The sequence below is a fragment of the Streptomyces sp. NPDC003697 genome, assembly GCF_053587115.1.
This window is the reverse complement of sequence record NZ_JBSFNN010000066.1, coordinates 13,357-39,387: the sequence shown is the minus strand read 5'-3', so window position 1 is coordinate 39,387 and position 26,031 is coordinate 13,357. Positions and strand designations below refer to the sequence as shown.

Annotated in this window: 11 protein-coding genes; 1 reads left to right on the top strand and 10 read right to left on the bottom strand. The window is 72.4% G+C overall.

The genetic code is table 11. The features are described from left to right. Nucleotides 1–94: 94 nt before the first annotated feature. The 3 genes from ACWDNY_RS23205 to ACWDNY_RS23195 all read right to left on the bottom strand — a co-directional run bounded on the left by ACWDNY_RS23205 (nt 95) and on the right by ACWDNY_RS23195 (nt 2,063). A complete protein-coding gene (locus tag ACWDNY_RS23205) occupies nt 95–1,261 on the bottom strand; it encodes a hypothetical protein (protein ID WP_451647712.1) in 1,167 nt (388 codons plus the stop codon). Then, on the bottom strand, nt 1,258–1,719 hold the full coding sequence (locus ACWDNY_RS23200) for a hypothetical protein (RefSeq protein ID WP_451647711.1): 462 nt from the start codon (nt 1,717–1,719) through the stop codon (nt 1,258–1,260). The genes ACWDNY_RS23205 and ACWDNY_RS23200 overlap by 4 nt, the downstream gene beginning before the upstream one ends. Nucleotides 1,720–1,802: 83 nt before the next feature. Next, nucleotides 1,803–2,063, bottom strand: a complete 261-nt coding sequence (locus tag ACWDNY_RS23195) for a hypothetical protein (protein ID WP_451647710.1) — start codon at nt 2,061–2,063, stop codon at nt 1,803–1,805. A gap of 185 nt (nt 2,064–2,248) precedes the next feature. On the opposite strand from ACWDNY_RS23195, the gene ACWDNY_RS23190 reads away from it, so the two are divergent. Beyond that, complete coding sequence (locus ACWDNY_RS23190; RefSeq protein WP_451647709.1) at nt 2,249–4,420, top strand: hypothetical protein; 2,172 nt, start codon at nt 2,249–2,251, stop codon at nt 4,418–4,420. 862 nt (nt 4,421–5,282) lie between these two features. Here ACWDNY_RS23190 and ACWDNY_RS23185 read toward each other — a convergent pair. The 7 genes from ACWDNY_RS23185 to ACWDNY_RS23155 form a co-directional block, all read right to left on the bottom strand. Continuing rightward, nucleotides 5,283–6,503 carry a hypothetical protein gene (locus ACWDNY_RS23185; protein ID WP_451647708.1) on the bottom strand — a complete coding sequence of 407 codons (1,221 nt, stop codon included), beginning with the start codon at nt 6,501–6,503 and terminating at the stop codon, nt 5,283–5,285. A 138-nt stretch (nt 6,504–6,641) separates the two neighbouring features. Next, complete coding sequence (locus ACWDNY_RS23180; protein ID WP_451647707.1) at nt 6,642–10,388, bottom strand: non-ribosomal peptide synthetase; 3,747 nt, start codon at nt 10,386–10,388, stop codon at nt 6,642–6,644. Between the two features lie 16 nt (nt 10,389–10,404). Beyond that, complete coding sequence (locus ACWDNY_RS23175; protein WP_451647706.1) at nt 10,405–11,190, bottom strand: thioesterase II family protein; 786 nt, start codon at nt 11,188–11,190, stop codon at nt 10,405–10,407. Beyond that, a complete protein-coding gene (locus ACWDNY_RS23170) occupies nt 11,187–13,289 on the bottom strand; it encodes an amino acid adenylation domain-containing protein (protein WP_451647705.1) in 2,103 nt (700 codons plus the stop codon). Before ACWDNY_RS23170 ends, ACWDNY_RS23175 begins: the two co-directional genes overlap by 4 nt. Continuing rightward, a complete protein-coding gene (locus ACWDNY_RS23165) occupies nt 13,282–16,758 on the bottom strand; it encodes a non-ribosomal peptide synthetase (RefSeq protein ID WP_451647704.1) in 3,477 nt (1,158 codons plus the stop codon). The genes ACWDNY_RS23170 and ACWDNY_RS23165 overlap by 8 nt, the downstream gene beginning before the upstream one ends. After that, on the bottom strand, nt 16,755–18,005 hold the full coding sequence (locus ACWDNY_RS23160) for an MFS transporter (RefSeq protein ID WP_451647703.1): 1,251 nt from the start codon (nt 18,003–18,005) through the stop codon (nt 16,755–16,757). The genes ACWDNY_RS23165 and ACWDNY_RS23160 overlap by 4 nt, the downstream gene beginning before the upstream one ends. After that, nucleotides 18,002–25,528 (bottom strand): hybrid non-ribosomal peptide synthetase/type I polyketide synthase, encoded by a 7,527-nt coding sequence (locus ACWDNY_RS23155; RefSeq protein ID WP_451647702.1) that lies wholly within the window; start codon nt 25,526–25,528, stop codon nt 18,002–18,004. Before ACWDNY_RS23155 ends, ACWDNY_RS23160 begins: the two co-directional genes overlap by 4 nt. Nucleotides 25,529–26,031 lie beyond the last annotated feature (503 nt).

The following is a 26,031-nucleotide window of genomic DNA, read 5'->3' as shown; positions in this document are numbered from 1 at the left end:
CGAGTGGGGGTACCCCCTGCTCGAGCGGAGCCGAGAGCTTGGGGGAGCGTGCCGGGCGTCGCGACGGGGCGAACGTTGCCTGCCGCGGCACTAGCTAGCCAGGGACCTTCCAAAGCCGGTCGAGCAGGCCGCACACTACGACACCCGTGACCAGGAAGGCGCCCATGGCTGACAGGAGCGCGACCTCCTGGTACGACGATGGTGTCACCCGTAGGGCCAGCGCTGCGGCGGCGGTCCCGGCGAGGACGGCGCAGCCGACGCGGGCCGTGAGACCGAGCACGGCACCGGCCGACATCTGGCGGGCCGCGCGCGCGCAGGCCACGACGGCCGTCAGGGCGCCTGCGGCCAGGGCCAACAGGGGCGTGCCGAACAGCAGGCCGTAGCGGACCGCCAGGGCCGGTGCGAAGAAGAGCAGCAGCCAGTGGCGCAGCGCGTGCACCACGAACGACAGTGTCGGAGCAGACCCGTCGGGCACCCGGGAAGCGGCCGCACGCAGCCCCAGCAGGGCGAGCGACGCGCCCAGCACAAGCGGCAGCCGGTCGTCCAGGCGCCCCAGGTTGTACAGCAGCGCGGTGTCGTAGACGACCAGCACCAGAGCGCCCAGCGCCCCCAACGAGCCGACGAACACCAGCAGCCCCGGCATCGACGCGGGCACCAGAGCCGTGCCCGTGTCACGCGCCGCCAGGCGGGCGAGCAGCAGCGGGGTGACGACTGCCGAGACGGCTCGGATCAGCACGTCGTCCACGGTGTAGGGGTTGTGCAAATCCCACTCGACCAGGCAGAACACGGCCGTGTACGACACCGAGGCCAGCGGCAGCAGGGCCGAGCGGGCGATCCGGCGGTAGAGGTCGGCGTCCAGCCAACGCGCCACCATCGCGAATGCCAGCAGGACGAAGGGAAGTTCCAGGAATGCCTGGACCCGCAGCACGCTCGGCGCTAGAAGCCCCGGCTCCGGGAAGCGTTCGGCCAGGCCGTGCAGGAGAGGATTCTCCGATGCCAGGTTGAACCACCCGACAGGTAGATACCGCGCGACGAACGACGGGTCCCCGTCGTGCACGCGCAGCACGTAGACCGTGAACAGCACCTGGTTGACGTAGAGCAGCCCGGTCACCAGTGCCAGCGCGGTGGCCGGTGAGACTGAGCGGCCAGCCGCCCCGGCCTGACGGCCGGACCGGCTGGTCAGGACACGCGGGGTGATCGCGAGGGCCGATACGACCGACGCGACCACCACCGAGTCCACGAGTATCCGCATGCCGGTCATGTGTGCAGATGCACCGTGCATTCCGTGCCGGTCCGATGGGTGATGACACCCGCGTGGTCCCGGTCCCGCAGGTACAGCGGGTCCGCTTCGTCGCCGGCCCGCCCGTGGTCCGTGGCGAAGACCCGGACACCGGCGACACCCCCCTCGACAGAGGAGGCTGGGCGCAGCCCGCTGCCGGAGACGAAACCCGGCACCGCCGAACAAGGCATCCGCAGCACGGCCGCCATCGGGTGTGTGTCGTCCTCGGACCACGCGTAATACCCGACGACCTTCACCGACGCCGGCACCCGGAGATCGTAGTCACGGAACGCCTGGGCCGCGCTCACATCGGTGATGCTGCCCGGGAAGGCACCCGGGAAGTGCTTCTTCGGTTCCTCGCCGCACGAGGCGACCGCCAGCAGCGGCAGCAGGCCCAGGACCAGGCCTGCAGCCGTGCGCCGAATGGCACGGATGCTCACCTTACCCCCCGATCGAGTACGAGTAGGAGCCCCAGACGCTGAAGTCCTGGGCGTAGCCGTCGGTGTGCAACTGTGCCAGATCGTTACCACCAGCCCTGGACCGCGGCACCCTTGTTCCCGGCGTCCATGAAGTCGGCCACACTGGTGCCCACGCTCGATCCGGAGTCGTAGGTGCCGCCCGACTTCTTGGCCACGGTCACCTGATCGTCGACCAGCCTCTGGAACGACGGCATGTCGTCCATCATTCGCTTGGGGTCGATCCGGTACGCGTCACCGGACGCGCCGAGCCAGTGATCGAGCAGGTCGGCGGCCACGTCGTAGTGCACGTAGTGGCGCAGACCCACTTCTGGCTGACGTGCCTGGGCTACAAGGACGGCGACGCCCGCCGCGTCCTGCGGGTCGACGCCGCCCCTGTCGACCTGTTCCGAAGAGCAGGACCTTCTGCCCGAGGTCGGGTGTGATCACGGCGTCGGAGCGCGTACGAAAAACTCCTGTGCGCTGGCTCGCACACCTCTGCGATCATCCCTGAATGGCGCAGAGTCTCGAATCGCTGGTCATCCGGCACGCCCACCGCCTTTCCTCCCCCAAGGGCTCCGCCGGAGAAGGAGCCACCGCCGCACGGCAGTTCGACGCGGCACTGACATCCGTGGGCTTCAAGCTCTCGGCGGAGCTGCTGGAACGGCTGTCGGGACTGTCCGAGGCTGCGGTCGTGCACACCGCCAAGCGGACGCTGCGCACCGTGAGCGAGATGGTGGGCGACCACGTCCGACACAACTCGTACTTCATCGACTTTCCGGCGAACGTGCCGGACACCGAAGAGTTCTGGATGCGGTGTGTGACGGAGGCGCTCGGCGACGCCAAGACGCGCGAGAACACGCTGACGCAACTCGTACACGGGGTGCTGAACCTGCTCAGCCTTCCCACGTACGGCCGCTACCAGCACACCTACGAGGAGATGCTCGCGGCGCAGGACGAGCTGATCGCTTCGGCGGGCGACCGGGTGACCGTCCTGCACCTCGGGCGGGACCTGGACGACGAACTCACGGACCTGTACCTGGCCCTGGCGGGCAGCACGATGCCACTGGGCGAGGACCACCTGCGCGACCTCAAGGCCCTCGCCGAGCGGTGCGCGCTCGGCCCCCAGCCGGAGTCGATCCCGGTCAGGGAGAACCGGGCGGTCGTCAACGAGGCCCGTCTCGCTGTCGGCGCGGACCTCCTGCTGGACACCGTCACCGACGTGCTGCGGCTGGCTTGCGCGCTGTCGGGCGGCGACGTGACACTGCAGGAGCCGACCCGGTTCCGGGCTCTCCCGCGGCCCACCCGCCGTGCGCTGCTCGCGGGCCTCGACGCCGTGGTCGCGGCGAATCCCGCCAAGCTGGCCGATGTGCACGCGCACCGCGAGCCTTTCAAGCGGCTCGGTGAGCGTCTCCACCCGCACGAGTACCCGCACTGGCCGCACGCCGCCGAGGTCTTCGCCGTGGCGCGGGGTGAGAAGGAAGCGCGGTCCTTCGACAGCCGCATCGAGAAGTTGCTCGCCGAGTCCGACGTCCTCGGTGCGGTGGGGCTGCTGAAGTCCGCTCCCGGCAAGCTGTTCCGCGCCCTGGACCTCCTGCTGCGTATCGCCGCCGACCAGGAGGAGCGGGACGCGGTGGTGGCCGCCGCTGTGCAGGTCGCCCCCGAGGTCTCCGGCCGGGTCGTGCTTTCGGTCCGCGAGCACTTCCAGAACCGGGAGCGGGAGACCGGCGACCCCCGGATCTTCGTCAACCGCCGGGGCCGCGGCTGGGTCGTTCCCGACGTCCGGCCGCCGGTCTCCGCCGCCGACCGGGATCGCCTGATCGCCGCCCTCGACGCCGAGATGCGCCGCAGGCTCCCGGCACCGGGCCGGCTGCTGCTCGACCCCGACGTCCTCGACGTGGCGCTCCCGCTCAGCGGCAGGGCGACCGCGGCCGGACTCGGCGTACTGCCTCGAGGTTCACTCTCGGCGGTCGACGGCGAACATCTGCGCTTCTTCGTGTACTGGAAGGAGACCGAGCGCCGGACCGACTACGATCTCTCGGCGCTGCTTCTCCGTACCGACTACAGCACCGACTCCTGGCTGTCCTACACGTCGCTCAGGGCTGTCGGAGGTGTGCACTCGGGCGATGTCACCGAGGCGCCCGACGGGGCATCGGAGTTCATCGACCTGTCCCTGGAGCGGGTACGCAGCGCATTCATCGTTCCGCAGGTCAACATCTACGCCGGCGAGAGCTTCGACGAGGTCGAGCAGTCGTTCTTCGGCTTCATGCTGCGCGATGTCGAGCAGAAGGGCCGGCCGTTCGAACCGCGCACGGTGCGTATGAAGTCGGAGCTTCGCGGGGTGGGTCGAGTGGCGCTGCCGCTGGTGTTCCGGCGCGGGGACGACGGCCGGTGGCGCGCGAAGTGGCTGCACCTGTATCTGAAGGGCATCCCGTCGGCCAACCGGGTCGAGCAGAACCAGGTGTCGGTGTCCAAGGTGGTGCGCGCCGTCGTAGAGCGCGAGCACCTGACGGTGCGGTACCTGGTCGACCTGATGTCCGGCGACACCACGGCCGTGGATCTGTGGGACGGCGGGCCGGTCCCAGACGAGCCCGTGATGTACATCGGTCTCGAGCGTCCCGAGGGGGTGCACCCGGACTCCCGGGTCGTCACCCTCGAAAACCTGCGCGACTTGATCCCGGGCTGAGTGCTAGCGTTACCCACGGCGAGGCCATGAAGGGGCTTCCTTCTCCATTCCTCTTCTGAAACAAGTTCCTTCGCTTTCCTCGCCCTCGACGTCGCTCGGGCGATGCCCGCGCTCACCGCGCGAGCGCCGCCCGAGCCGTTTTCAGGTCCGGTTTCGCTGGTCAGCGAGACGGCAAGGGGTGTTCCGTGCCGGTCGGTGATCGGGGATGTTTGCTGCCCGGACGTACTCGGTCGGTCGGCGAAGGTCCGGTGCGAGCCCCGCTTTGAGGTCCTGACGTGGGAGCCGTCGACCGCTGCATCCTCGGCGAAGCAGAAGCCACCGGCGTGTGAGGCCCCCACCTCGCTGCGGTCTTCGGACTGCGGCGGTCACCGCACAGTGCTACGCCGACGCCGTCCACGGACGCCTCGGCAGTACGAATCCTGCTGGCACTGCCGCCAAACCGACGCCCTCGTGAGTGCACGGACGCCTCGGTGCATTTGATGGGGTGTCCCGCAGAAGCCGCCTCGCCAAACCCACCAGCACGGCGACTGCGAACCGGGCGGCTGCCAGACCTCGCCCCACCAACCGAAAATCGAAGCCCTCCCCGCCCAGCACGGAACCAGCACGGGAGAGGTCACCGGGAATGACGAGGGGTGCCCACAGGTCAGCACCGAACCAGCACCGGCATCACCGACGAGCCCCTCACGGACGGAGCGACACCCCCTGACCTGCCTCTTTGTCAGGTCAGTGCACTCATGGTAAGCGGCGCCTCGAAAATTTGTGCAGCAATCTCATGAAGCCACTTCGACCCTGCATGTTTACCCCTATTACGCCTCACGAACCAGCACCAACCAGCACGAGCTCGTCACTACCACCCATCACGCTATCGCCTGTCGCCCTTCGATCCACCACTGAGCTCGAGCGCGTCTTCCAGACCGCTCCTGCGGGGCAATTGGGCGAGTCCGCCGCTGCCCAGCCGAATGCGGTCCTCGCTGATCATGACGCGGGCGGACAGCACATCGCGTATCTGGCGACTCAGGCTCCACTTGCTCGCCGAGGGCTCCCGGTAGCCGTCCACGCCGATGACCTGGAAGGAGTCCAGCACGCTCTCGTTCGCCCGGGCGGCGGCCGTCAGGCGCAGCGCGTTCGACCGGCGCACCATGGCGTCGCTGGCGGCGCCCCCCAGGGCGTCGTACTCGGCGGCGATGGAGCGGATCTGCTCCGCGAGTTCGTCGAGGGCGTCCGACGCCCGCCCGAGCCGCATCGTGCGGGCCGTCAGCATGTCCGGCGCGAGCCGGCCCTGCTGCCGTCGGAAGGCATCCTGCGCGACGGCGAACGCGGACTCGGCGATGCCCAGCCAGCACGCCGCCCAGCCGAGGTTCGACAGCGGCATGATGACCCGGGCCGAGGCCTCACCGAACGTCTCCTCCAGGAGGGCGTCGCGGTCCGCCCGGGCCCGTACCCGCCCGCCGCCGCTGGCCGTCCCGCGCATGCCGAGCGCCTGCCACTCGCGCCACTGCGACACGGTCATGTCGTCGCAGTGGACCAGTACCAGGGCGGCGTCGGAGGCGGGGTCGTCGGCCGACCGCCGGGCCACGACCAGGCCGGCGTCGGCCTGCCGGAGGTAGGAGGAGACCGAGACGTTCTTGTCGATGGTGAGGGCACCGCTGCCGTCCGCCTCCTCTCGGCAGTAGGCCCGGCTCTCGCGGGGGCCGGCGGCGCCGACCTCCGACATCAGACTGGCCACGAGGGGCTGTTCCTCCCACGCGGAGTCGAGGAACTTCCGCACGGCGGGGCTGGTCCTCGGTTGGCGCGCGACCGCCTGGATCTGGCCCTGGTGCATCGCCCAGATCATGCCCGTGGAGGCGCAGGCGCGGCCCAGCGCGTTGGCGACTGCGACGATCTGCGGCGCGGCCCACAGGCCCTCGCCCGGTACCGGTTCGGGGGCGAGGAGCCGGTAGCGCTTCAGCGCGGCGACGGCCTCGGCGGGGAAGCGGCCCTCGGTGTCCACCTCCCCGGCGTGCACGCGGGCCGTCTCCACGGCGGCGGCGACCCGTTCGCGCAGGCTCAGGTCCTCCGAGGCGTCCTTCAGCTCTTCGGTCATGGCGTCTTCTCTTCGGTCATGGCGTCTTCGACGTCTTTCGTCTGCCGGTGTCGGCGGCGGGCATGGGCTGGGCGCCGGGGAGAGGCCGAGCCGGGTGGCCAGGTGCCCCGGTGGGCGGTCAGGTGCTTCGGTGGGCGGTCAGCCGCCGAAATCCATGAGGCGTTCACGCAGTCGGGGCCCGGATTCCGCCAGGTGGCCGGGGTCCAGCATGCGCAGGTGCGGCGCGCTCGTCCCGATGGTGTCCGCCTCGCCCTTGAACAGGCCCTCCCAGCGCCGCTCGGAGCCGGCGGCCCGGTCCGAGGCGAGGAAGTGGGTGAGTCCGCAGTTGAGCCGCGGGTGGGTGTCCGACGGGCCGTCGCCGATGCCGGGCAGCCGGCTGTGGTCCACCTCGGCCGCGTCGAACATCACCACGTGCTCGATCTCGTAGCCGCGGTCCTGGAGTTCTGCGGCCAGGTTCGGCGCCAGTGCCGCGCCGATGGACCAGCCGACGAGCACGATCGGGCCGAGCACGTCGACGTCCTCCACGGCGGACACGAACTCGTCCAGCAAGGCCGCCGGGTCGGCAGAGCGGCCGTCGCTCTCCAGGGTGGGTGACAGGACGCCGTGCACCGGCATGTGCTTCGGCAGGTAGGGCAGCAACTGCACAAAGCTCCACGCCGTGCCGCTGAGCGGCGGCAGGCAGATAACCGTGGGCTCACCGCCTGCGGTGCGCAGCGGTACGGCAGGTTCCCGCACGAAGTCGGGGTGGCCGAGCCGCTCGGCGAAGGTGCGTGGCGTCGGGTGCCGGAAGACCTCGTTGGTCTCCAGGGTGACGCCGAACATGTCCTGGAACCTCAGCACCATCTGGACCGCGAGCAACGAATGCCCGCCCATTTCGAAGAAGTTGGAGTCACGCCCGATGTCCTCGCGGTTCAGCAGGTCGCGGAAGACTCCGCGGGTCAGCTGCTCGTGCGGGGAGCCGCCGTCCAGGTCGGCCGCCGGTGCCGGTTCGGTGCTCACGCCGAGGCGCCGACGGTCGAGCTTCCCGCTCGCCGACATCGGCAGGCCGGCCAGCCTGGTGAAGAGGGACGGGATCATGTAGTCGGGCAGGGTCTCGGCAAGCCGTTCGCGCAGCCCGGCCGCCTCCGGCACCGCCTCGCCCTCCGGGATGAGCCCGGCGATCAGCCGGTCCCCGGTGACCGGGTCCACGCCGACGACCGCGTCGGCGACGCCGGGGCACTCGCGCAGCCGCCGCTCGATCTCCTCCAGTTCGACGCGGAAGCCGCGCACCTTGACCTGGGTGTCGAGGCGGCCCAGGAAGCGCAGCCGACCCTCGGCGTCCCAGCGTCCGGCGTCGCCGGTGCGGTAGCGGCGGTAGCCGTCGGCCGCGATCCGGTCGAGCGGGAAGCGGCTCATGGTCAGCTCCGCCTGGCCGACGTATCCCTGCGCCACCTGGGGGCCGGCGAGCCAGATCTCACCGGGCACGTTGACCGGGCAGGGCTGGTACGACGCATCCAGCACATAGGCGCGGTTGAGGCCGAACGGGGCGCCGACGCAGGAGGACGCCTCGACGCCGGCGGTCCCGTGCCGCGCGCCACCGTCGGACGTCTGGACGGTGCAGTAGACCGTGGCCTCGGTCGGGCCGTAGAAGTTCCAGTACGTCAGCCCTCGCTCGTCCAGGTAGGCGGCGAACTCGCCGGGCAGCGGCTCGCCGCCGAGCATCAGCCTGATCCCGTCCGGGACATGGACTCCAGCGTCGCGCAGGGACTTCCACACCGTGGGGGTGCCGCCGACGTAGGAAACCGGTGGTGTCGCGGCCAGCGCGCGCCCGACCGCCGCCGGACTGGTCGCGCCCTCTTCGAGAAGATGGACCGAGGCGCCGGCCAGCAGGGGGACCAGGTACTCCAGCAGCGAGATGTCGAACGAGGTGGTGGTCAGGCTGAGGGAGACGTCCTGCGGAGTCATGCCGAGCAGATCGACCGCTCCCGCGCAGAAGGCGGAGAGTGCCGTGCGGGAGACGGACACACCCTTCGGCGTACCCGTGGACCCCGAGGTGTACATGATGTACGCGGTCGTCCCGGAGTCCGGCTCCGGGCGGGCGACCCGTGTGCGATCCGTTCGATCGCGCAGGTCGGCGGGGCCGACCACACGCACGTCGGTCGGCGCGCCGGCGCCGTCGTCCGCCACCAGCAGGACGGCGTGGGCGTTGTCGAGCATGAACGCGACGCGCTGCGCCGGGTGGGTCGCGTCGACCGGGAGGAAGACGGCGCCGAGCTTCCACACGCCGAGCACGGTGGCCAGGAAGTCGAGGCCGCGCGGCAGGCGGATCGCCACCACGTCACCGCGTCCGACGCCTTCGGCGGCCAGCGCGTCCGCCATCAGGTCGGCGGTCTCGTCGAGTCGGCGGAAGGTCAGGGAGTCGTCCCCGGAGCGGGCGGCGATCCGGTCGGGCCAGGTCTCCACCGCATCCCGGAACCGGGTGAGCACGTCCGGCACATGGCGGGCCGCCGCCTCGACGGTGCCCAGGCCGGAGAACTCCAGCACCCGCCGCTTCTCGTCTTCGGAGGCGAGGTCGAGGTCCGCCACCCGGGTCGACGAGTTCCCGGCCGCTTGGAGCAGCACCTGCCCGAGGTGCGATACCAGGGCGCGCACGGTGCTCTCGTCGAAGCGTGCCGTGTCGTACTGGAGTCGCAGGCGCAGCCGCCCGGCCTCGGGGACGAAGGTGGTCGTCAGGTCGTAGCGCGCGCCGCTCAGCTCGACCCAGATGTGTTCGGTCGGCTCCAGGCCGGCCAGTTCGAACGGCAGGTCGGGCAGGTTCGCGACGGACAGCGAGACCTGGAAGATCGGCGAGACGTTGTCGTGCCGCTCCACCGACAGGCCTTGCAGGACTTGGTCGAAGGGGAGTTCCTGGTGCTGCATCGCCTGCAGGCTGGAACGGCGGGTGGACTTCAGCAGGTCCAGGAAGGATGCCTGGTCGTCGACCCGGACGCGGACCGAGATGAGGTTCAGGAAGAGTCCCACGGTGGGCTCGAACTGCGGTCTGGTCCGCCCGGCGACCGGCGTGCCCAGCACCACGTCCCGCTGGTCGGAGTACCGGGTGAGCACCACGGACAGCGCCGCCGCCAGCACCATGTACAGCGTGCAGCGCGCCGAGGACGCGAGCCCGCGGGCGGCGTCGTACACCTCGTCCGGCAGCATCGTGTTGAGGACGGCGCCGGTCATGTCGCGGCGCTCCGGTCGCGGCCGGTCCCAGGGCAGCCCGATCTGCGCCGGGGCGCCGTCCAGGTAGCCGCGCCAGAAATCGACCTCCTCGCGGATCCGGTCCTCGTCGAAGTGCTTCCGCTGCCAGGCCGCGAACTCGGGGTACTGGACCGTCACCTCCCGCGGTTCCTGGTCGGTCGCGCCGACCCCGCGGTTGTAGAACAGGGCGATCTCCTCGATGACGTTGGTCAGGGACCAGCCGTCCAGGGTGATGTGGTGCCCGATCACGACCAGCACGTGCAGCGTCGGACTCCAGCGCAGCAGGTACGTGCGCATCGGGCACTCGGCGCTCAGGTCGAACGGCCGGGCGGCGGCCTCCCGTACGAAGTCCTCGACGACCGGCCGCAGGGCCTCCGTGGACAGGTCGTCCTGCGCGGGCATCTCCACCACGCCGAGCCGCTGTTCGGCCCGGGGCTCCACCCATTGCATGGGCTCCCGGCCGCCGGTGGCGGGGGTGGTCCGGGTACGCAGGGCGTCGTGCCGGTCAACGACCGTCTGGACGGCGTATGCCAGCGTCTCCACCGCGAGCGCGCCGCGGAGGAGTCTCACATCCGTGTTGAGGTAGGCGACGTTGCCCGGCGCTACCTGCTCGACGAACCAGATGCGCTGCTGGCCGAAGGACAGCGGCGTCTCGATGCGGGACATACCAGAAGCTCCAGGATCAGGGGCGAGGGGCGCTGCGGGGGTGGGTGACGGCATCGGCGGGACGGTGCCGGACGAGGTCGAGTCGGATGGCGTCGAGCACCTCCGCCGTCCGGTCGTGGGGGAAGAAGTGGCCGCTGTCGAAGACTCGGGTCGTCACCGACTCGGCGATCTCGGCCCAGGGGGTGAGCGACTCGGGCGGGGCCACCGGGTCGGTGCGGCCCGCGTACACGGCGGTGGGGGTGGTGAGGCGGGAGCCGTCCCACCGGTAACCGCGCAGTGACGACAGGTCGTGGCGCAGCATGGCCACGGCCAGTTTCCGCATCTCGCGGTCCTCCAGCACCTCCGCCGGTGTGCCGCCGACGGTGCGCAGGAATTCCACCGCCTCCGCCTCCGTTCCGTCCGCAACGGTGGTCGGCCGGGGCAGGTGGGGCGGGTTGGTGCCGCAGACGACAAGCAGGGCGGGGACCGCCTCGGGGGCGTTCCGCTCCAGACGCAGGACGGCCTGGGCGGCGATGACGCCGCCCAGGCTGTGACCCACCAGCACATACGGCCGGCCCAGTGCGACCAGGGACTCGGCCAGTGCGCGGGCCCGGTCCCGGACGGTCCGGCCCGCGGGGGTCTCGTTCGGCATCGCGGTCCGGGTGCCCCACACCGTGAATCCCCGGTGGTGCGCCTCCGCCGTCCAGCCGCGGAAGGCGTGGGCGGTTCCGCCCGCGTGCGGCGCGGCCACGAGGGGCAGCCCGTCCGGTGGCGGCGCCGGCGCCTGGCGGCCGGTGCTGAGGGGGAAGACGACGGAACTCATGCGGGATGCACCTCTTCGGCGATCGGGGCACCGTCCTGCCGGGCCAGTTCACGCAGCATCGACCGGTCGACCTTGCCGCTGCGGGTCATCGGGAACCGGTCCAGGACGGTGAACCGGCTCGGGACCATCGCGGCGGGCAGCCGGGTCAGCGTGTGGCGGCGCAGCTCGGCCCGGCCGGGCGGGGCGCCGGGTTCGACGAGCAGACAGGCGACCAGCCGGTCCCCGCCCTCCGTCGCCAGCTTGACCACCGCGCTCGCCCGTACCTTCGGATGCTGGTCCAGCACGTGCTCCACCTCCCCCGGCTCGATCCGCACCCCGTGGATCTTGATCTGCTGGTCCATCCGCCCGCGGTAGTCGAGGACCGCCCGGCCGTCGGCGGCCGACTCCGAGGGGGACCACCGGACGAGGTCACCGGTGCGGTACATCCGCACACCCGCCGCGGTCGCCGAGAGGGCGGGGACGAACCGTTCGCGGGTCAGTTCCGGGGCGCCTGCGTACCCGGAGGCGAGGCAGACGCCGGCCAGATGGAGTTCGCCCACCGCCCCGAAGGGCGCCAACTCGCCGGTGGGGGCGAGCACGTAGGCACCTACGTTGTCGATCGGCGCGCCGATCGGCACCGCGGGCCCCGGCTCGGGCACCCTGCAGTCCCACGCGGTGACGTCCACCGCGGCCTCTGTCGGCCCGTACAGGTTGTGCACGGTGACACCGAGCACCGACGCCGCCCGGTTCGCCAGCGCGGGCGGCAGCACCTCGCCGCTGCACACCACCCGGCGCAGGCGGGTGCACTCCGCGGCCAGGGGTTCGCGCAGGAACTGCTCCAGTACGCAGGGCACGAAGTGGGCGACCGTGACCTCCTCCCGGACGAACGTCTCGGCCATCTCCTCGGGATCGAGGTGCGCGAGGGGTGGCGCCACCGCGAGGCGGGCTCCGGCGAGCAGCGGCCAGAAGAACTCCCACACCGAGACGTCGAAGTCGAACGGCGTCTTCTGCAGGACGACGTCCGTGGCGTCGAGGCGGAAGCGGTCCTGCATCCACACCAGGCGGTTGACGATGGCCGCGTGCGGCACGACCACGCCCTTGGGGCGGCCGGTCGAGCCGGAGGTGAACAGCACATAGGCCGGGTCGTCCGGACCGGCCGCCGTACTGTCCTCCGCGGGGCCGTCAGGGTGCTCCTCGCGGGCGGGAGCCGGACCCGGCAGCCGCTCTCCGGCAAGGCTCAGCAGGGTGACGTCCGGTGCCGCCCGCCGTACCTTTCCGGCGGCGGCGACCGCGCATACGACGGTCCTCGCCCCGGCGGTGCCGAGCATGGTGGCGATCCGGGCGGGCGGGAGTTCGGGGCCGACCGGCAGATAGGCACCGCCGGCCAGCAGGACGCCGAGGAGTACTCCGGGCAGTTCCAGGCAGCGCGCCGTGCTCACCCCGATCACGTCGCCGCGTACGACGCCTACGGCCCGCAACCGCTCCTCGAGCGTCCGCGCCTGGATGAGGAGTCCGGCGTAGGTGAGCGATTCGCCGCCCGCGGTGACCGCGACACGCTCGGGGTGCCGTTCGGCGGTCCGCACGATGAGTTCGTGCAGGGCTGCGGCGGGGCGGGCCACGCTCGCCCCGCCCAGGGCGAGAAGCATCCGGCCCTCCTCCTCCCCCGCGACCACCAGGTGGTCGAGGCCGGACTCGGGCCTGGTGCGCAGCCGCTCCAGCACGGTTCGGATCCGTTCGGGACCCCACAGGGTGAAGCTGTCACCGCACTCGTGCTGCACCTCCTGCCGGCCGGCCGCGCCGGTGGGCGGCAGGACGAGACGGCAGGGCGGATGGGCGCCCGCACCGCCCCGGCAGCTTTCGCAGTGCACATCAAGTCGGAGCGGGCCGGCCCCGCTCACGGCGGTGATCAGCTCGGCGAGCCGGGCAACGGCCCGTGGCCCACCGTCCGCCAGGGCCAGTCCCGTCCCGTCGGCGGAGGCGCCCGACGCGATCCGGACGGTCACCTCCCCGGTGTGGCAGACCCGCGCCGCGACCAGCGCGGCGCCCAGGGCCGCCGAGGGTGCCGCGACGTGGTCGGGCACCTCCACCTCGAACCGCTGCTCCCTCACCAGGTCACGCACCGCGCAGCCCCTTCTCGATGTGCGCCGCCAGCTCGTCGACCGTCTGGGCGCGGTAGATGTCGACCGAGGTGATACGGACCCCGGGGAACCGCTTGCGCAGCGCGTTGCGCATCTCGGTGAGTTGCAGGGAGTCGCCGCCCGCGTCGAAGAACGACTCGTCGTGGCGGAAGTCGTCGTTGCCCAGGAGTTGCCGCCAGACCTCGGTGACCTGGCCGACCACGTCGTTCTCCGGTGCCTCGTGCAGGGCTTCGGGTGCCTCCGGTGCGTCCGGTGGCGGTTCCCCGGTCAGGAAACACTCGGTCGTCACCGCCTGGGCGGCCAGCGCGGCGGTGTCCACCTTGCCGTTGCGGTTCAGCGGCAGGGAGGGAACCAGGCACCACAGTCCGGGCAGCGCGTACGAGGGGAAACTGCTCGCCAGGGACGGGATGAGCCGGCGTAGAGCGGACCGCTCCGGGCCCACGACCGAGGCGAGGACGGCTCGGTCGGTGTGGTCGTCACCGACGGCGCTGACGTCCGCATCGACGACACCGGGCCAGGACCTGAGGTGCGACTCGATGGCGGCGAGTTCGACGCGGTGCCCGCGGACCTTGATCTGGCGGTCCCGGCGGCCCCGGAACAGCAACCGTCCGGTGTCGTCCCAGCAGACGACGTCCCCGGTCGCGTAGGCGCGTTCACCCGGGAGCCAGGGCACCGTGAGAAAGGCCTTCGCGGTGCGTTCGGCGTCTTGGGCGTAGCCGTGGGCGAGGCCGAGGCCTGTGGCGTACAGCTCGCCGTCGACGCCGGGCGGGACCGGCCGGCCCGCCGCATCGGCCACGAGGACCCCGGTGCCCGCGACCGGGCGGCCGATCGGCACGGTGTCGCCGATCCCGGCCGCCGAGGTCGCATGGTGGACGGTGGTGAAGGTGGTGTTCTCCGTGGGGCCGTACCCGTTGGTGACCCACAGGCCGGGGCAGGCCTCCAGAACGGCGCGCAGATGGTCCGGCGAGACGACGTCCCCGCCGGTCAGCACCTGCCGGAGTACGCCCAGGGAGGCGGGCTCGAACCGGGCTACCAGACGGAACAGGCCCGCGGTCAGCCAGGCGTGGGTGACGCGCTCCTCGCGCAGGAAGGGGACGATCTGCTGGGGCGAGACGGGGCCCGGCGGGAGCACGGCGATCCGGTCGCCGTTGAGGAGCGGGTGGAACAGCTCCAGGGTCGAGGCGTCGAACGCCAGCGGGGCCAGCCGCAGCATCGTGCGCGGCAGCCCGGTGTCCTCCTCGTCCACCGGGCGCAGCAGCTGCGGATCCGCCGCCAGCCGGATCACCGCGCGGTCGGGCACCTCAACGCCCTTGGGGACGCCCGTGGTGCCGGAGGTGAAGGAGACGTAGGCCGTGCTGTCGGCATCTCGCGGGTGCGGTGGGGCGACAGCGGCGCTCTCCCCCGCCGACGTCACGTCCGCTGCCTCGTCCGGCGTCCAGGGATCCACCCGTTGCAGTCGTCCCGGCCAGTCGCCGTGGTGGTCGGCCGGGGCGACGACCACGGTGGCACCCGTGGCCCGGAGCACCTCGTCGCGCCAGGCGTCGGCCGTGTCGCGCGGCACGGGGACATACGCGGCCCCGGTCCGCAGGATCGCCAGGACGGCGACGGCCTCCGCCGCCGAGCGGTCGACCTGGACGATCACCCGGTCGCCGGCGCCGACGCCCGCGTGGCGCAGGACGAGAGCGTAGCGCGCGGCCGCCAGTTCCAGTCCTCGGTAGTTCAGCTCGCGGCCGGTGGCCGGTTCGGTGACGGCCACGGCGTCGGGACACCGGGCGGCCACGGCGGCGAAGCGGTCCCAGAGACCGGCGGGGCCCTCCGGTCCGGCGGGGGCGGGGCGGGCCAGCGTCGTGAAGCGGTCCCGCTCGGCGGCCGAGAGACCGGTGAGCCTTCCGATGGGCTCGGCCGGTATTCGGGCGAAGTCGAGCAGGGTGGCGCACAGCGCCCCGGCCAGCGCGACGGCGGTCTGCGGACCGACGAGACCGGCCGAGTACTCCAGGGCGAGGACCGGCTCGTCGCCCCAGTGCCGCAGGTAGAGGATCGTGTCGAACACCGCGCCGCGGGCGTGGCCCTCGACCACCTCGGCCGGTGTCCCGGCGAGGTCGAGAACGGCCGGGACCAGCTCGTCGTGCGCGGCGAACCCGAACGGGGTCAGGGGGTTGGAGCCGTGAACGGGGCGCGCGCCGAGGTGGCGGACGATGTCCTGGTAGGGGGCCTCGGAGTCCCGTACCGCGGCGGCGTGTTCGGTGGCCGTGCCGCGGAGATAGTCGTCCACCGCGCGGTCCGGGTCGAGCCGGAGCCGGACCGGTGCGACCCTGGTCAGCAGACCGACCGCGCCGAACTGGTCCGCGCGGAAGCGGCCGCTCGCGGGCATCCCGAGGACGAGGTCCTCGACACCCGCCCGACGGCCCAGCACCAGGGCCCACGCCGCGAGCAGGACGACCGGGCGGCGCACTCCGGCACGGCGTGCCACGGTGTCGACGGCGTCCCGCACGTCCGGGGGAAGGACGACGGGCAGACGGCTTCCATGCGGGTCGAACGGCTCGTTCCGCTCCCCCGCCGTCCCGGGCAGCCGGAGGTGTGCCGGGGCGCCCGCCAGGCGCTCCGCCACCCGCTGGAGGTCCTCGGCCAGGCGTCCCGAGCCGACCCGGTCGCGGTAGCGCACCAATGAGGAGTCCGGTGCCGGGGCGACCGGCTCGGTGAAGTGGCCGCCGCCGTAGAACTCGGCGAACTCGCGCAGGATGACGCCGATGCTCCAGCCGTCCACGATCGTGTGGTGGAACACCAGGGTGAGCACGTCGCCGGCGTCGGGGGACCGGCCGACGAAGGCGCACCAGGGCGGCTGCTGGAACGGCCGCAGGAACCTTTCGGAGACGGGGGCGACCAGCGTCTCCATCCGCTCGGCGGGACGACCGCCGTCGCAGGGCAGCTCCAGCTCGCGCAGCGGCACCCGCCAGTGCGGCAGGACCCGCCGCGCGAAGGCGTCGTCGGCGGCGACGAACCGGGTGCGCAGGGACTCGTGGCGGGCCGCGAGCGCCTGGAGCACCGCGTCGACCCGCGCCCCGTCCAGTTCCGGGGCGGCAACGGAGAACACCAGCCGGTAGACCGCGTCGCGGCCCGCCAGATGGGCCGTCAGCATCTCCTCCTGGCCGGGCAACAGCGGCCGGTCGCCGGACGGCGGCGCGGGCGCGGGCCGGTCGGCCACCGGCCGCGCGCCGGCAAGGACGTCCCCGAGCGGGGTGTCGCCCAGCAGTCGAGGCAGGTCCAAGGCCCGCCCGAGCCGGCGCTCGCCGAGCGCGACCAGGTGATAGGCCTGCAACGAGGACCCGCCGAGCCGGCCGAACGTGGCGTCGGCCCAGCCGTCGACCGGACGCGCCGCGTGGGGCAATACCTCGCCGAGCAGCGGCGCCCAGTCCTCGATCGTCGGCTCCGGGTGCGGTGCGGCGGTGCTCACTGGACGTTCTCCCCCTCACTGGTGGACACCGGTGCGTCGTCGGCGGCCTCCTGCCGCTTGGTCGCCGCCTCGATCGCCCGGTCGGACAGATAGACCCGGATCGGGATGATGGTGAGCAGGGTCAGCACGACGGACGCGGCGAAGAGCACCCGCGCGTCGACCGCGAGCGCGATGGTCCCGCCGAGCGCCGCACCGACCGGCGTCATCCCGTAGGTCAGCATCCGCGAGGCGCCGCTGACCCGGCCAAGATCGCTCCGGCGGACAGTGAGCTGACGTACCGTCATTGACTCGACCGACCACATCCCGCCGAACGCGCTGCCGACCGCCATGACGACGACCAGCAGGACGCCCTCGGCGAAGATCGGCCCGGCGAACACGAGGGCCCATCCCACGCGGGTGAGGACGAGGGTCGTGCCGCGGCCCGTCCACCGCTCCACGTGGTGGGTGAGCAGGGCCCCGGCCGCCGCGCCCACCCCGGTGGCCCCGATGAGGAACCCGTACTGCGAGGCGGACAGACCGAGCGGGCCCGGATCCAGCGCGTACACCACGAGGATCGTGTAGAAGACGCTGCTGGCGATCGTCGTCAGACCCCCCACGGCGACCAGCGTCGCCAGCACCGGCTGGGAGAAGACCAGCCGTTTCCCCTCCCAGAATCCGGTGGAAACCTCCTTCTCCGCGCGCACCTGCGCCGCCGCGCGCGGCAGCTGGGCGACGACCAGCGCGGCCGCCAGGCACGCCAGGCCGGACAACAGGCCGGGCAGGCGCGCGTCGGCGTCGACCAGGACGCCCGCCAGCGCGGGCCCGAGGAACTGGTAGAACAGACGCGTCGACACGGCCAGCAGGCCGTTGGCCCGGGTGCGGCGCGCGTCGTCGACCGCGTTCGCGGTGACCACCTCGGCGGCGGTGTCCACCACGGTCTGGAAGCAGGAGACCACGAACACCAGGGCGGGGACGGTGACCGCCAGCGCGACGTCCTTCCAGATCAGCGCCGCCAGGCAGAGCATCGCGACACAGCGGCCCACGTTGGCCAGGGTGACGGCCCGGACCGGGTTGATCCGGTCCACCAGGACGCCGGCCGGCACGGCCGCGATCAGCCACGGCAGGCTCGCCGCGACCGTGACCGCGGCCACCGCGACCGACGAGTGTGCCCGCGCCGCGACCGTCATCGTCGCCGCCACCGCGAAGACGCCGTTGGCGGTGTCCGACACGGCCGTGGCGGTCAGGAACCTCGTGAACGCGCCGCTCATCGGGCGGCGGCGGTGCCGGAGCCCGCCATCTCGTCCCGCACGCGGGCGAGCCGTCCGAGGCTGCCGAGCACCTGGCGCTGCGTCAGGCCGAAGTCGACGAGGGCGCCGATCTCGTCCACCCCGGCCTCGCTCAGCAGCTCGCACCGCCGCCGCACCGACACCGGGTCGCCGAGCAGGGCCCGCTCGCCGCGGAACTTCTGGTAGGCGCGCCGGAGGATGGCGTCGACGTCCCTCGGGCTGGCCCCGGACAGATCGATCCGCTCCTCCGGCAGGGCCGCGGTCAGGGTGCCGACCAGCTGGGTGTGGCTCCGCAGATAGCGCAGGAAGGGGTCGTGGCAGACCTCCTCCACCATGTCCTCGGACTCGCCCACGTAGCAGTGGACCATCAGCGTCACACGGCCGGTACCGGGGTCGTGGCCGGCCTCCTCGCGCGCCTTGCGGTAGATCCGGATCTTGTCGGCGAGTTCCTCGATCCGCAGCTCCAGCAAGGCGGTGAGGAGGTTGCCGCCCAGCGCGCCGGCCCGGCGGAAGCTCTCGTCGTTCGAGGTCGCCGTCAGCCAGGTGGGCAGCTCCGGCTGGACCGGCCGCGGGTAGAGCGACACGTCGACCCGGCCGCCCGCGCCGTCCAGGGCGTCCCGTGCGACACCCTCGGACCAGAGCGAGCGGACCCGGCGCACATCCTCCTCGAAGCTGTCGCGGCGGGCCGCGTACCGGTCCGGGGCGAGGACGAAGTCGCTGGGGTGGAAGCCCGGTGCGAACGACACCCCGACCCGGCCGCCGGAGAGCTGGTCGACGATCCGCCAGTCCTCGACGAGCCGCACCGGGTTGTGGAGGGCCGGGATGACGCTGCCTGCCCGGATGTGGATCCGCTCGGTGGCGGTCGCGAGCGCCGCGCCCAGCACCGCCGGGTTGGGGTACTGCGCCCCGAACTCGTGGAAGTGCCGCTCCGGCGTCCAGATCGCCTCGTAGCCGAGCCGGTCCGCCTCGCGTGCCGAGTCCAGGATCAGGTCGTAGTCGGCGCCGACGTCACCGGACGCGGAGGAGAAGAAGTAGACGCTCGTGGACAGCGCGCCGGTCGTGGCGACCCGACCGGCCGGGGGACCCGCCGGGGACGGCGAGAGCACGTGTGTGACGGCCGTGACCGGGGCCACGAGGGCCTGCCCGCTCGGCTGCCCGACAGGGGGCGCGGCAGGTTCCGGCCGGCCGAGCTGGGACCGCACGGTCCGGGCCAGTCCGCCGAAGGTGGACTCGTCGAAGAACGAGTCCAGGCTGAACTCCAGTCCCAGCGACTCGCGGATGCGGGCACTCAGCCGCAGCGCCGCGAGCGAGTGTCCGCCCTGGTCGAAGAAGTCGTCCTCGGGTGCCACCGCGTCCACACCGAGAACCTCGCACCACAGGGCGCTCAGCACCGCGTCGGTGTCCGCCGTCACCATGCTCACCGCTGCCTCCTCTTCGTTCACGTTCGTCCGTTCATCGGTCCGCGCCGGCTGCGGAACCGGGTCCGCCGCTCGGAGCGCGACCGGCTCGCTCGGTGAGTCCGGCAGCCGCGATGGCGGCGCGGCCGGGACCTGGGCCGGGGCCGCCTGCGGTTCGATCCAGCACCGCTCCCGGGTGAAGGGATACGTCGGGAGCGGGACCCGCCGGACGTCCTCGGTGTCGTTCCGCCACAGCTCGCCGACTCCCAGGCGCCACAGCACCCCGGCGGCCTCCAGACCGGAGGCGAGGGACCCGCCCCGCCGGGGCCGGTCGAACCCGCCGAGCAGCGGCCGCGCATCCCGCAGGATGTCGCTCACCAGGCCCTGGAGGGTGGAGCCGGAGCCCGTCTCGAACCAGACAGCGGGCGACAGTTCGTCCGCCACCGTACGGACCGCGTCGGCGAAGCGCACCGGCAGCCTGATCTGGGAGGCCCAGAACCGTGGGTCGACGGCCTCGGTATCGCCGAGCCTGCGCCCGGTCGCTCCCGAGAACACCGGCGGACCCGGCACACGCAGGCTCAGTCCCGCCATCACCTCGGCGAACGCCTCGGCGGCCGTGTCCATGCCCGGCGAGTGGAACGCATGCGAGGTGTGCAGCGGTACGACGGTCAGGCCGGCCGCTCGGCAGCGCCCGGTGAAGGCCGCCACGCTGGGGGAGGCACCGGAGACCACCGCCGAGTGCGGCCCGTTGTCGGCGGCGACAACCAGATCGTCCGGCAGGAGTTCCGCCACTCGCTCGGCCGGGGCGACGACCGCCGCCATGGCGCCCGGCGGTGCGGCGTGCATGAGCCGCGCCCGCTCGGTCACCGCCCGGATGCCGTCCTCGAGGGTGAGGACCCCGGCGACACAGGCCGCGGTCAGCTCGCCCAGGCTGTGTCCGAGCAGCGCCCGGGGCTCGATCCCCCGCGCGGTCAGACCGCGCGCCAGGGCGACCTGGTCGAGGAAGAGACAGGGCTGCGCGAGGAGTGTGCTGGTGGCACTGTCCGTCGCCCGTGCCGCGGCGGGGTCCGCCGGGGTGAGGAGTGCGTCGGCCACCGCAGCGCGCAGCTCCGGGTCGAGGGCCGCCAGGCCCTCGTCGACGCAGGACCGGTAGACCGGGTCGGTATCGTAGCGGGCGCGCCCCATTCCGGGCCGCTGCGTCCCTTGTCCGGGGAACATCAGCACGACTCCCGAACCGGAGGGGACGCGGACCCGGGCTCGCTCGGCCCGGCGCAGCAGGGCGGGTGCCCGAGCGGTGTCGGGGGCGACGACCGCCGTACGCCACGGGAGTCGGGCCCGGCCGGTCCGAAGGACGTGCGCCACGTCGGCCAGGGAGACCCCCGGGTTCTCCTCCAGGTGATCGGCGAGTTGCCCGACCGCTCGCTCCAGCGCGGTCTCGTCTGCGGCGGAGACGGTCAGGAGCTGGGCGGACTCGGCCTCGCGCCGACGGGCGGGCGGGGCGGGCGGTTCCTCCACGATCACATGGGCGTTGGTGCCGCCGATGCCGAAGGAGCTGACGCCCGCGCGTCTGGGTGCCGTGCCCGGCGGCCACGTCAGGGCCGTGGCGGGAAAGCGCAGCGCGGTACCTTCCGCGTCGAGCCGGTCGGCGGCCCGGGTGAAGTGCGCGATGGGCGGGATCGTCCCGTGGCGCAGCGCGAGCACGGTCCTGATCAGGCCCACCACGCCGGCCGCGGTGTCGAGATGGCCGAGGTTCGACTTCGCGGCGGTCACGTACAGCGGCTCCCGCTCGGCGTCCCGCGTCCCCGTCAGGAAGACGTCGCGCAGGGCCGAGATCTCCACCGGGTCGCCGAGCCGGGTGGCAGTGCCGTGCGCCTCCACCAGGCCGATGGACTCCGCCGGCACGCCCGCGGCGTCGAGTGCGGCGCGGATGACCCCGGCCTGGGCGGTCGGGCCGGGCGCCGTGTAACCGACCTTCCGCGCGCCGTCGTTGTTGACGGCGGAGCCGAGGATCACCGCGTGGACGGTGTCCCCGTCGGCGAGCGCGTCCTCCAGCCGCCTCAGGACGACGACGCCCGCGCCGTCGCCGGGGACAGTGCCCTGGGCGTGCTGGTCGAACGGACGGCACAGCCCGTCGGGCGAGTAGATGCCGCCGGGCTCGTGGACGTAGCCGTGCCGGGACGGCGGGGCGACCGAGCAGCCGCCAGCGAGAGCGAGGTCGCTCTCGCCCGACAGGAGGCTCTGGACCGCCATGTGCGTGGCGACCAGAGAGGTGGAGCACGCGGTCTGGACGGTGAGGCTCGGCCCGTGGAGGTTGAGCTTGTAGGAGATGCGGGTGGCGGCGAAGTCCTTGTCGGTGCCGATGACCGTCTGCAGGGGGCCCGCGCTGTGCAGCACGCCCGGGTTCGCGAGCACCGCGTCCAGCAGGTACGCGTTGCCGCCGACGCCGGCGAAGACGCCGATGCGGTTCTCGTCCGTCCCCGCCGGCGCGTACCCGGCGTCCTCCAGCGCGCGCCAGGCGCACTCCAGCAGGATGCGGTGCTGCGGGTCGATCAGGGACGCCTCGAGTGGCGAGTAGCCGAACAGTTTCCGGTCGAATCCCGGGACATCGTCGAGGGCGGCCCGTACGGGGACGTAACCGGGGGTGTCGCGCGTGCCGCGGGGCACGCCCGCGGCACGCAGCTCCTCCTCGCCGAAGCGGGTGGCGGCCTGCCCGCCGGAGGCCACCGTCCGCCAGAAGGCGCCCAGGTCCTCGCCGGTGCCGGGCAGCCGCGCCGCCATACCCACGACGGCGATCCGCCCGTCGCCGGAACGCCGGGGGCGGGAGCCCCGGTCCGCCGGTGCCGTGGCGGGCCGGCCCGCCACCGTCGCGTCGGCGTCGCCGTACGCGGTGTGCAGGAACCGGGCGCAGGAGCGGACGGTGGGGTTGCGGAACAACTCGGTGACGCTCACCTCCAGTCCGGCCTCGCGCAGCGTCTCGTGGACCTTCAGCAGGGCGAAACTGTGCCCGCCGACATCGAAGAAGTTGTCGTCGACGCCGAAGTCGGTCCGGTCGAGCACCGACTGCCAGGCGGCGAGCACGGTTCGGGTCAGGTCCGCCGGTTCCCGCCCCCGCGGAGCAGCGGCGCCCTCCGTCTCGGGCCGGGCTTCGGACTCGGGCGGTACGCCGGCGCCGGACCCGCCGCCCGCCGGCTGCTTCCCCGTCAGCAGGCCGAGCAACCGAGCCTGGTCCGCCTTCCCGTTCCGCGTCAGCGGGATGGCGTCGACCGCCACGAACCGGCTGGGCCGGAGATAGGCCGGCAGTACCGAGCGCAGATGATCACGCAGCTCGCGCTCCGGAAGCGGACCGTCCACGGCGACGAAGGCGACCAGGGCGTCCTCGTGGGCGAGGACGTGGCACGCCGTCAGACGGCGACCGGACAGCCCCAGCACGGCGCGCTCCACCTCAGCGGGCTCCACGCGGTAGCCGCGCACCTTCACCTGGTCGTCGACGCGGCCCAGGTACTCCAGTCCGCCGCCGGTGCGCCAACGGGCGAGGTCGCCGGTGCGGTACATCACTCCGCCCTCGCGGAACGGGTCCGGAAGGAACCGGTCGGCGCTCTGGACGGGGTCGTTGACATAGCCACGGGCGACGTGCCCGCCGCCTATGTACAGCTCGCCCGGCACATCGAGCCCGGCAGGATCGCCGTGCGCGTCGAGGACGTAGCACCGGGCGTGCGGGAGCGGGACGCCGACCGCGTTCGCGGGCACCGACCCGAGGGCACGGACCGGGACGGGATGCGCGGTGACGTGGACGGTCCCCTCGGTGATCCCGTACATGTTCACGACGGTGGCGTCGAGACCACTGTCGCCGAGCAGCAGGGGCAGCCGGTCCCAGTCGAGCGCCTCGCCGCCGAGCACGATGTACCGCGGCCCCGAGCCGCCCTGCCGGGACGACGCGGCCAGCGCCGGGGCCAGGGTGTAGAGGGAGCCGGGGGTCTGGCTGAGGACCGTCACGCGCTGCTCGCCGATCAGGGCGGCGAGCACGGCCGGGTCGCGGACCTGGTCGGCGCTCGCGATGACGCAGGTGCCGCCGGTCGTCAGCGGGCCCCAGATCTCCCAGACGGAGAAGTCGAAGGCGAAGGAGTGGGTGCAGAGCCACACGTCCGTCGCGTCCGCCGCCAGCCCGGCAGGCCGGTCGGCGAAGAGTTGGGCGAGGCAGGAGTGGGGCACCTCGACGCCCTTGGGCCGCCCGGTCGAGCCGGAGGTGAAGATGATGTAGGCGGTCTGTCCGGGGGCGCTCTCGGCGAGCGGCGGGGCATCGGCGGCCGTTGTTCCTTCTTCCTCGACCGAGGTGGCCGACTCCGGTGTGCCGACGGTGAGGAAGGCGGTGCTGGGCAGCCACTCCTCGACGACCGGCCGGGTGTCCCGGTCGACCACGACCAGGCCGATGTCCGCCCGCTCCACGATCGACCGGACGCGCTCGCCGGGACCGGCGGGGTCCAGCGGCACGAACGTCGCCCCCGCCTTCCAGACGGCCAGCATGGCAACCACGGTCCACACGCTGCGCTGCCCGCAGACGCCCACGTGGGTGCCCGGACCGACCTCGGCGGCGCGCAGCCGCCGGCACAACCGGTCGGCGTGGGCATCGAGTTCGACGTAGCTGAGCGTGGTTGTGCCGTCGGTGACCGCCGGGTGGTCGGGACGGGACGCGCGGGCACGTCCGAAGCGGGCGAGCACGGTCTCGGTCTCGGGTGCGGCCGGAGCCGGGTTCAGCGCGTGGACGAGGTGGTCGGCCTCGTCGGCGTCCACGATCCGCAGTGGCTCCTCGGGGTCCCGCGTGGCGTGCCGGACGGCGGACATGAGGTGGCGTACGAGGGTCTCGGCCGTGCTGCCGAGCAGGATGTCGGCGTCGTACTCCAGCCTCAGGGAGGGCTGTTCGCCGGAGAGGTCGATGGTCAGGGCGAGGTCCCACTTGGCCCGGTCGCTGTCCACCTCGACGGCCGTAGGCGTGACGCCGGTGAACCGGGGCAGCGCGGCGTCGAAGGTCTGCACTGCCAGGGAGCACTGCATGAGCGGTGAGCGGCCGACGGCGCCGTGCAGGCCGAGTTCGCGGACCAGCACGTCGACGGGCACGTTCTGCCGTGCCATGGCCGGCATCACGGCGGCTCGCGTCCTGCCGAACAGATCCAGGGCGCTCGGCCGGCCCGACACGTCAAGGCGCATCGGGACCATGTTGACCGTGCAGCCGACGAGCTCCTGTTCCTCCTCGGACTCCCGGTTGGCGACCGGGCTGCTGATCACCACGTCGTCCTGGCGGGCGTACCGGCCGAGGACGGCCGCGTAGATCCCGGCGAAGGCCATGAAGAGGGTGGCGCCCGCCCGCCGCGCGGTGTCGCGCAGCCGGGCGATCAGTTCCTCGTCGAGGGGGACCAGCACGTTCCCGCCGGCACCGCTGGGCACCGCCGGGCGCGGCAGGTCGGTGGGCAGGGCCAGCGGAGTGGTCTCAGCGAGGTATCCGCGCCAGAAGTCCAGGTCGTCGGCGACGCCGTCGTGCTCCGCCCACCGGGTCCGCTCGTCCCGCGCGCAGGCGAGCGGGCTCGGTGCCGCGCCGTCGAAGGCGTCGGGGCAGTGCTCCAGGCGTGCGGCGTAGGCGGTCTCCAGGTCGCGGAAGATCACCCCGAGCGACCAGCCGTCGCACACGATGTGGTGGGCCACGAGGGCGAAGCCGTACTCCGCCGGGCCGATCCGGGTCAGTCCCCAGCGGACCAGCGGCCCGCTCGCCAGGTCGAAGGGTGTCGCTCTCAGCTTCCGTACCAGGTCGCGCACCGCGTCGTCCGGCCGTCCGGCGGCCGACTCCGCCTCGGTGACCGTCCACGACGGTTCGGCTGAGCGGTCGTGGATCCGCTGCACCACCGCGCCGCCCTCGAAGACGAAGCCGGCTCGCAGCGACTCATGACGGACAGTCACTTCCCGTACAGCCTCGTGCAGCGCCTCGATGTCGAGATCGCCGGCAAGGCGCATGGCCATGATCACCAGGTAGGCGTCGTCCTGTTCCTCCGCCTCGGAAGTGAGATACAGACGTTCCTGGGCAAAGGTCGTCGCTCCTGTACCGGCGAACGCCGCGGTCATGCTTCTGCCCCCGTTGTCCCTCGTCAGACTTTTGACGCCCGCCAGGCGGCACTGCCGGCCGACGGGCGTCAGTTGGAGCAGCCGCCGGGCATGCCGAAGCAACGAACGCTCACATCACCCCGGACAGGACCCCAAACTTCAAGATCGCCACCGCAGTTGAACATCACGGCGTGCACCTGTCAATGATCGATGAATCACCCCCGCGGCCGCATCCGGGCATACCGATGGCAGTGAGACAGACGAGTCCCCACCGCACTCACCGCGTCGGCGACTTGAAAGGGCGGCTGCCGGACCTCACTCCGCCACCACGAAGTGAAGCCTCCACCGGACCCAGCACACACCCAGCACGGGAGAGGTCACCTGAGATGACAAGCGATGCCCACAAGTCAGCACCAAACCGGCACCGGCACCACCGGCGAGCACCTCGACCGTACGGCGAACCCCACCTGACCTGGCACTTTACGGAAACCGCACGGTTATGATGAACAGTGACCCGGGATTTT

Bases quoted from the DNA above. Each gene is read 5' to 3' on its own strand.
- ACWDNY_RS23205 (WP_451647712.1), bottom strand. From the start codon at position 1,261: ATGACCGGCATGCGGATACTCGTGGACTCGGTGGTGGTCGCGTCGGTC.
- ACWDNY_RS23190 (WP_451647709.1), top strand. From the start codon at position 2,249: ATGGCGCAGAGTCTCGAATCGCTGGTCATCCGGCACGCCCACCGCCTT.
- ACWDNY_RS23185 (WP_451647708.1), bottom strand. From the start codon at position 6,503: ATGACCGAAGAGCTGAAGGACGCCTCGGAGGACCTGAGCCTGCGCGAA.
- ACWDNY_RS23180 (WP_451647707.1), bottom strand. From the start codon at position 10,388: ATGTCCCGCATCGAGACGCCGCTGTCCTTCGGCCAGCAGCGCATCTGG.
- ACWDNY_RS23175 (WP_451647706.1), bottom strand. From the start codon at position 11,190: ATGAGTTCCGTCGTCTTCCCCCTCAGCACCGGCCGCCAGGCGCCGGCG.
- ACWDNY_RS23160 (WP_451647703.1), bottom strand. From the start codon at position 18,005: ATGAGCGGCGCGTTCACGAGGTTCCTGACCGCCACGGCCGTGTCGGAC.
- ACWDNY_RS23155 (WP_451647702.1), bottom strand. From the start codon at position 25,528: ATGACCGCGGCGTTCGCCGGTACAGGAGCGACGACCTTTGCCCAGGAA.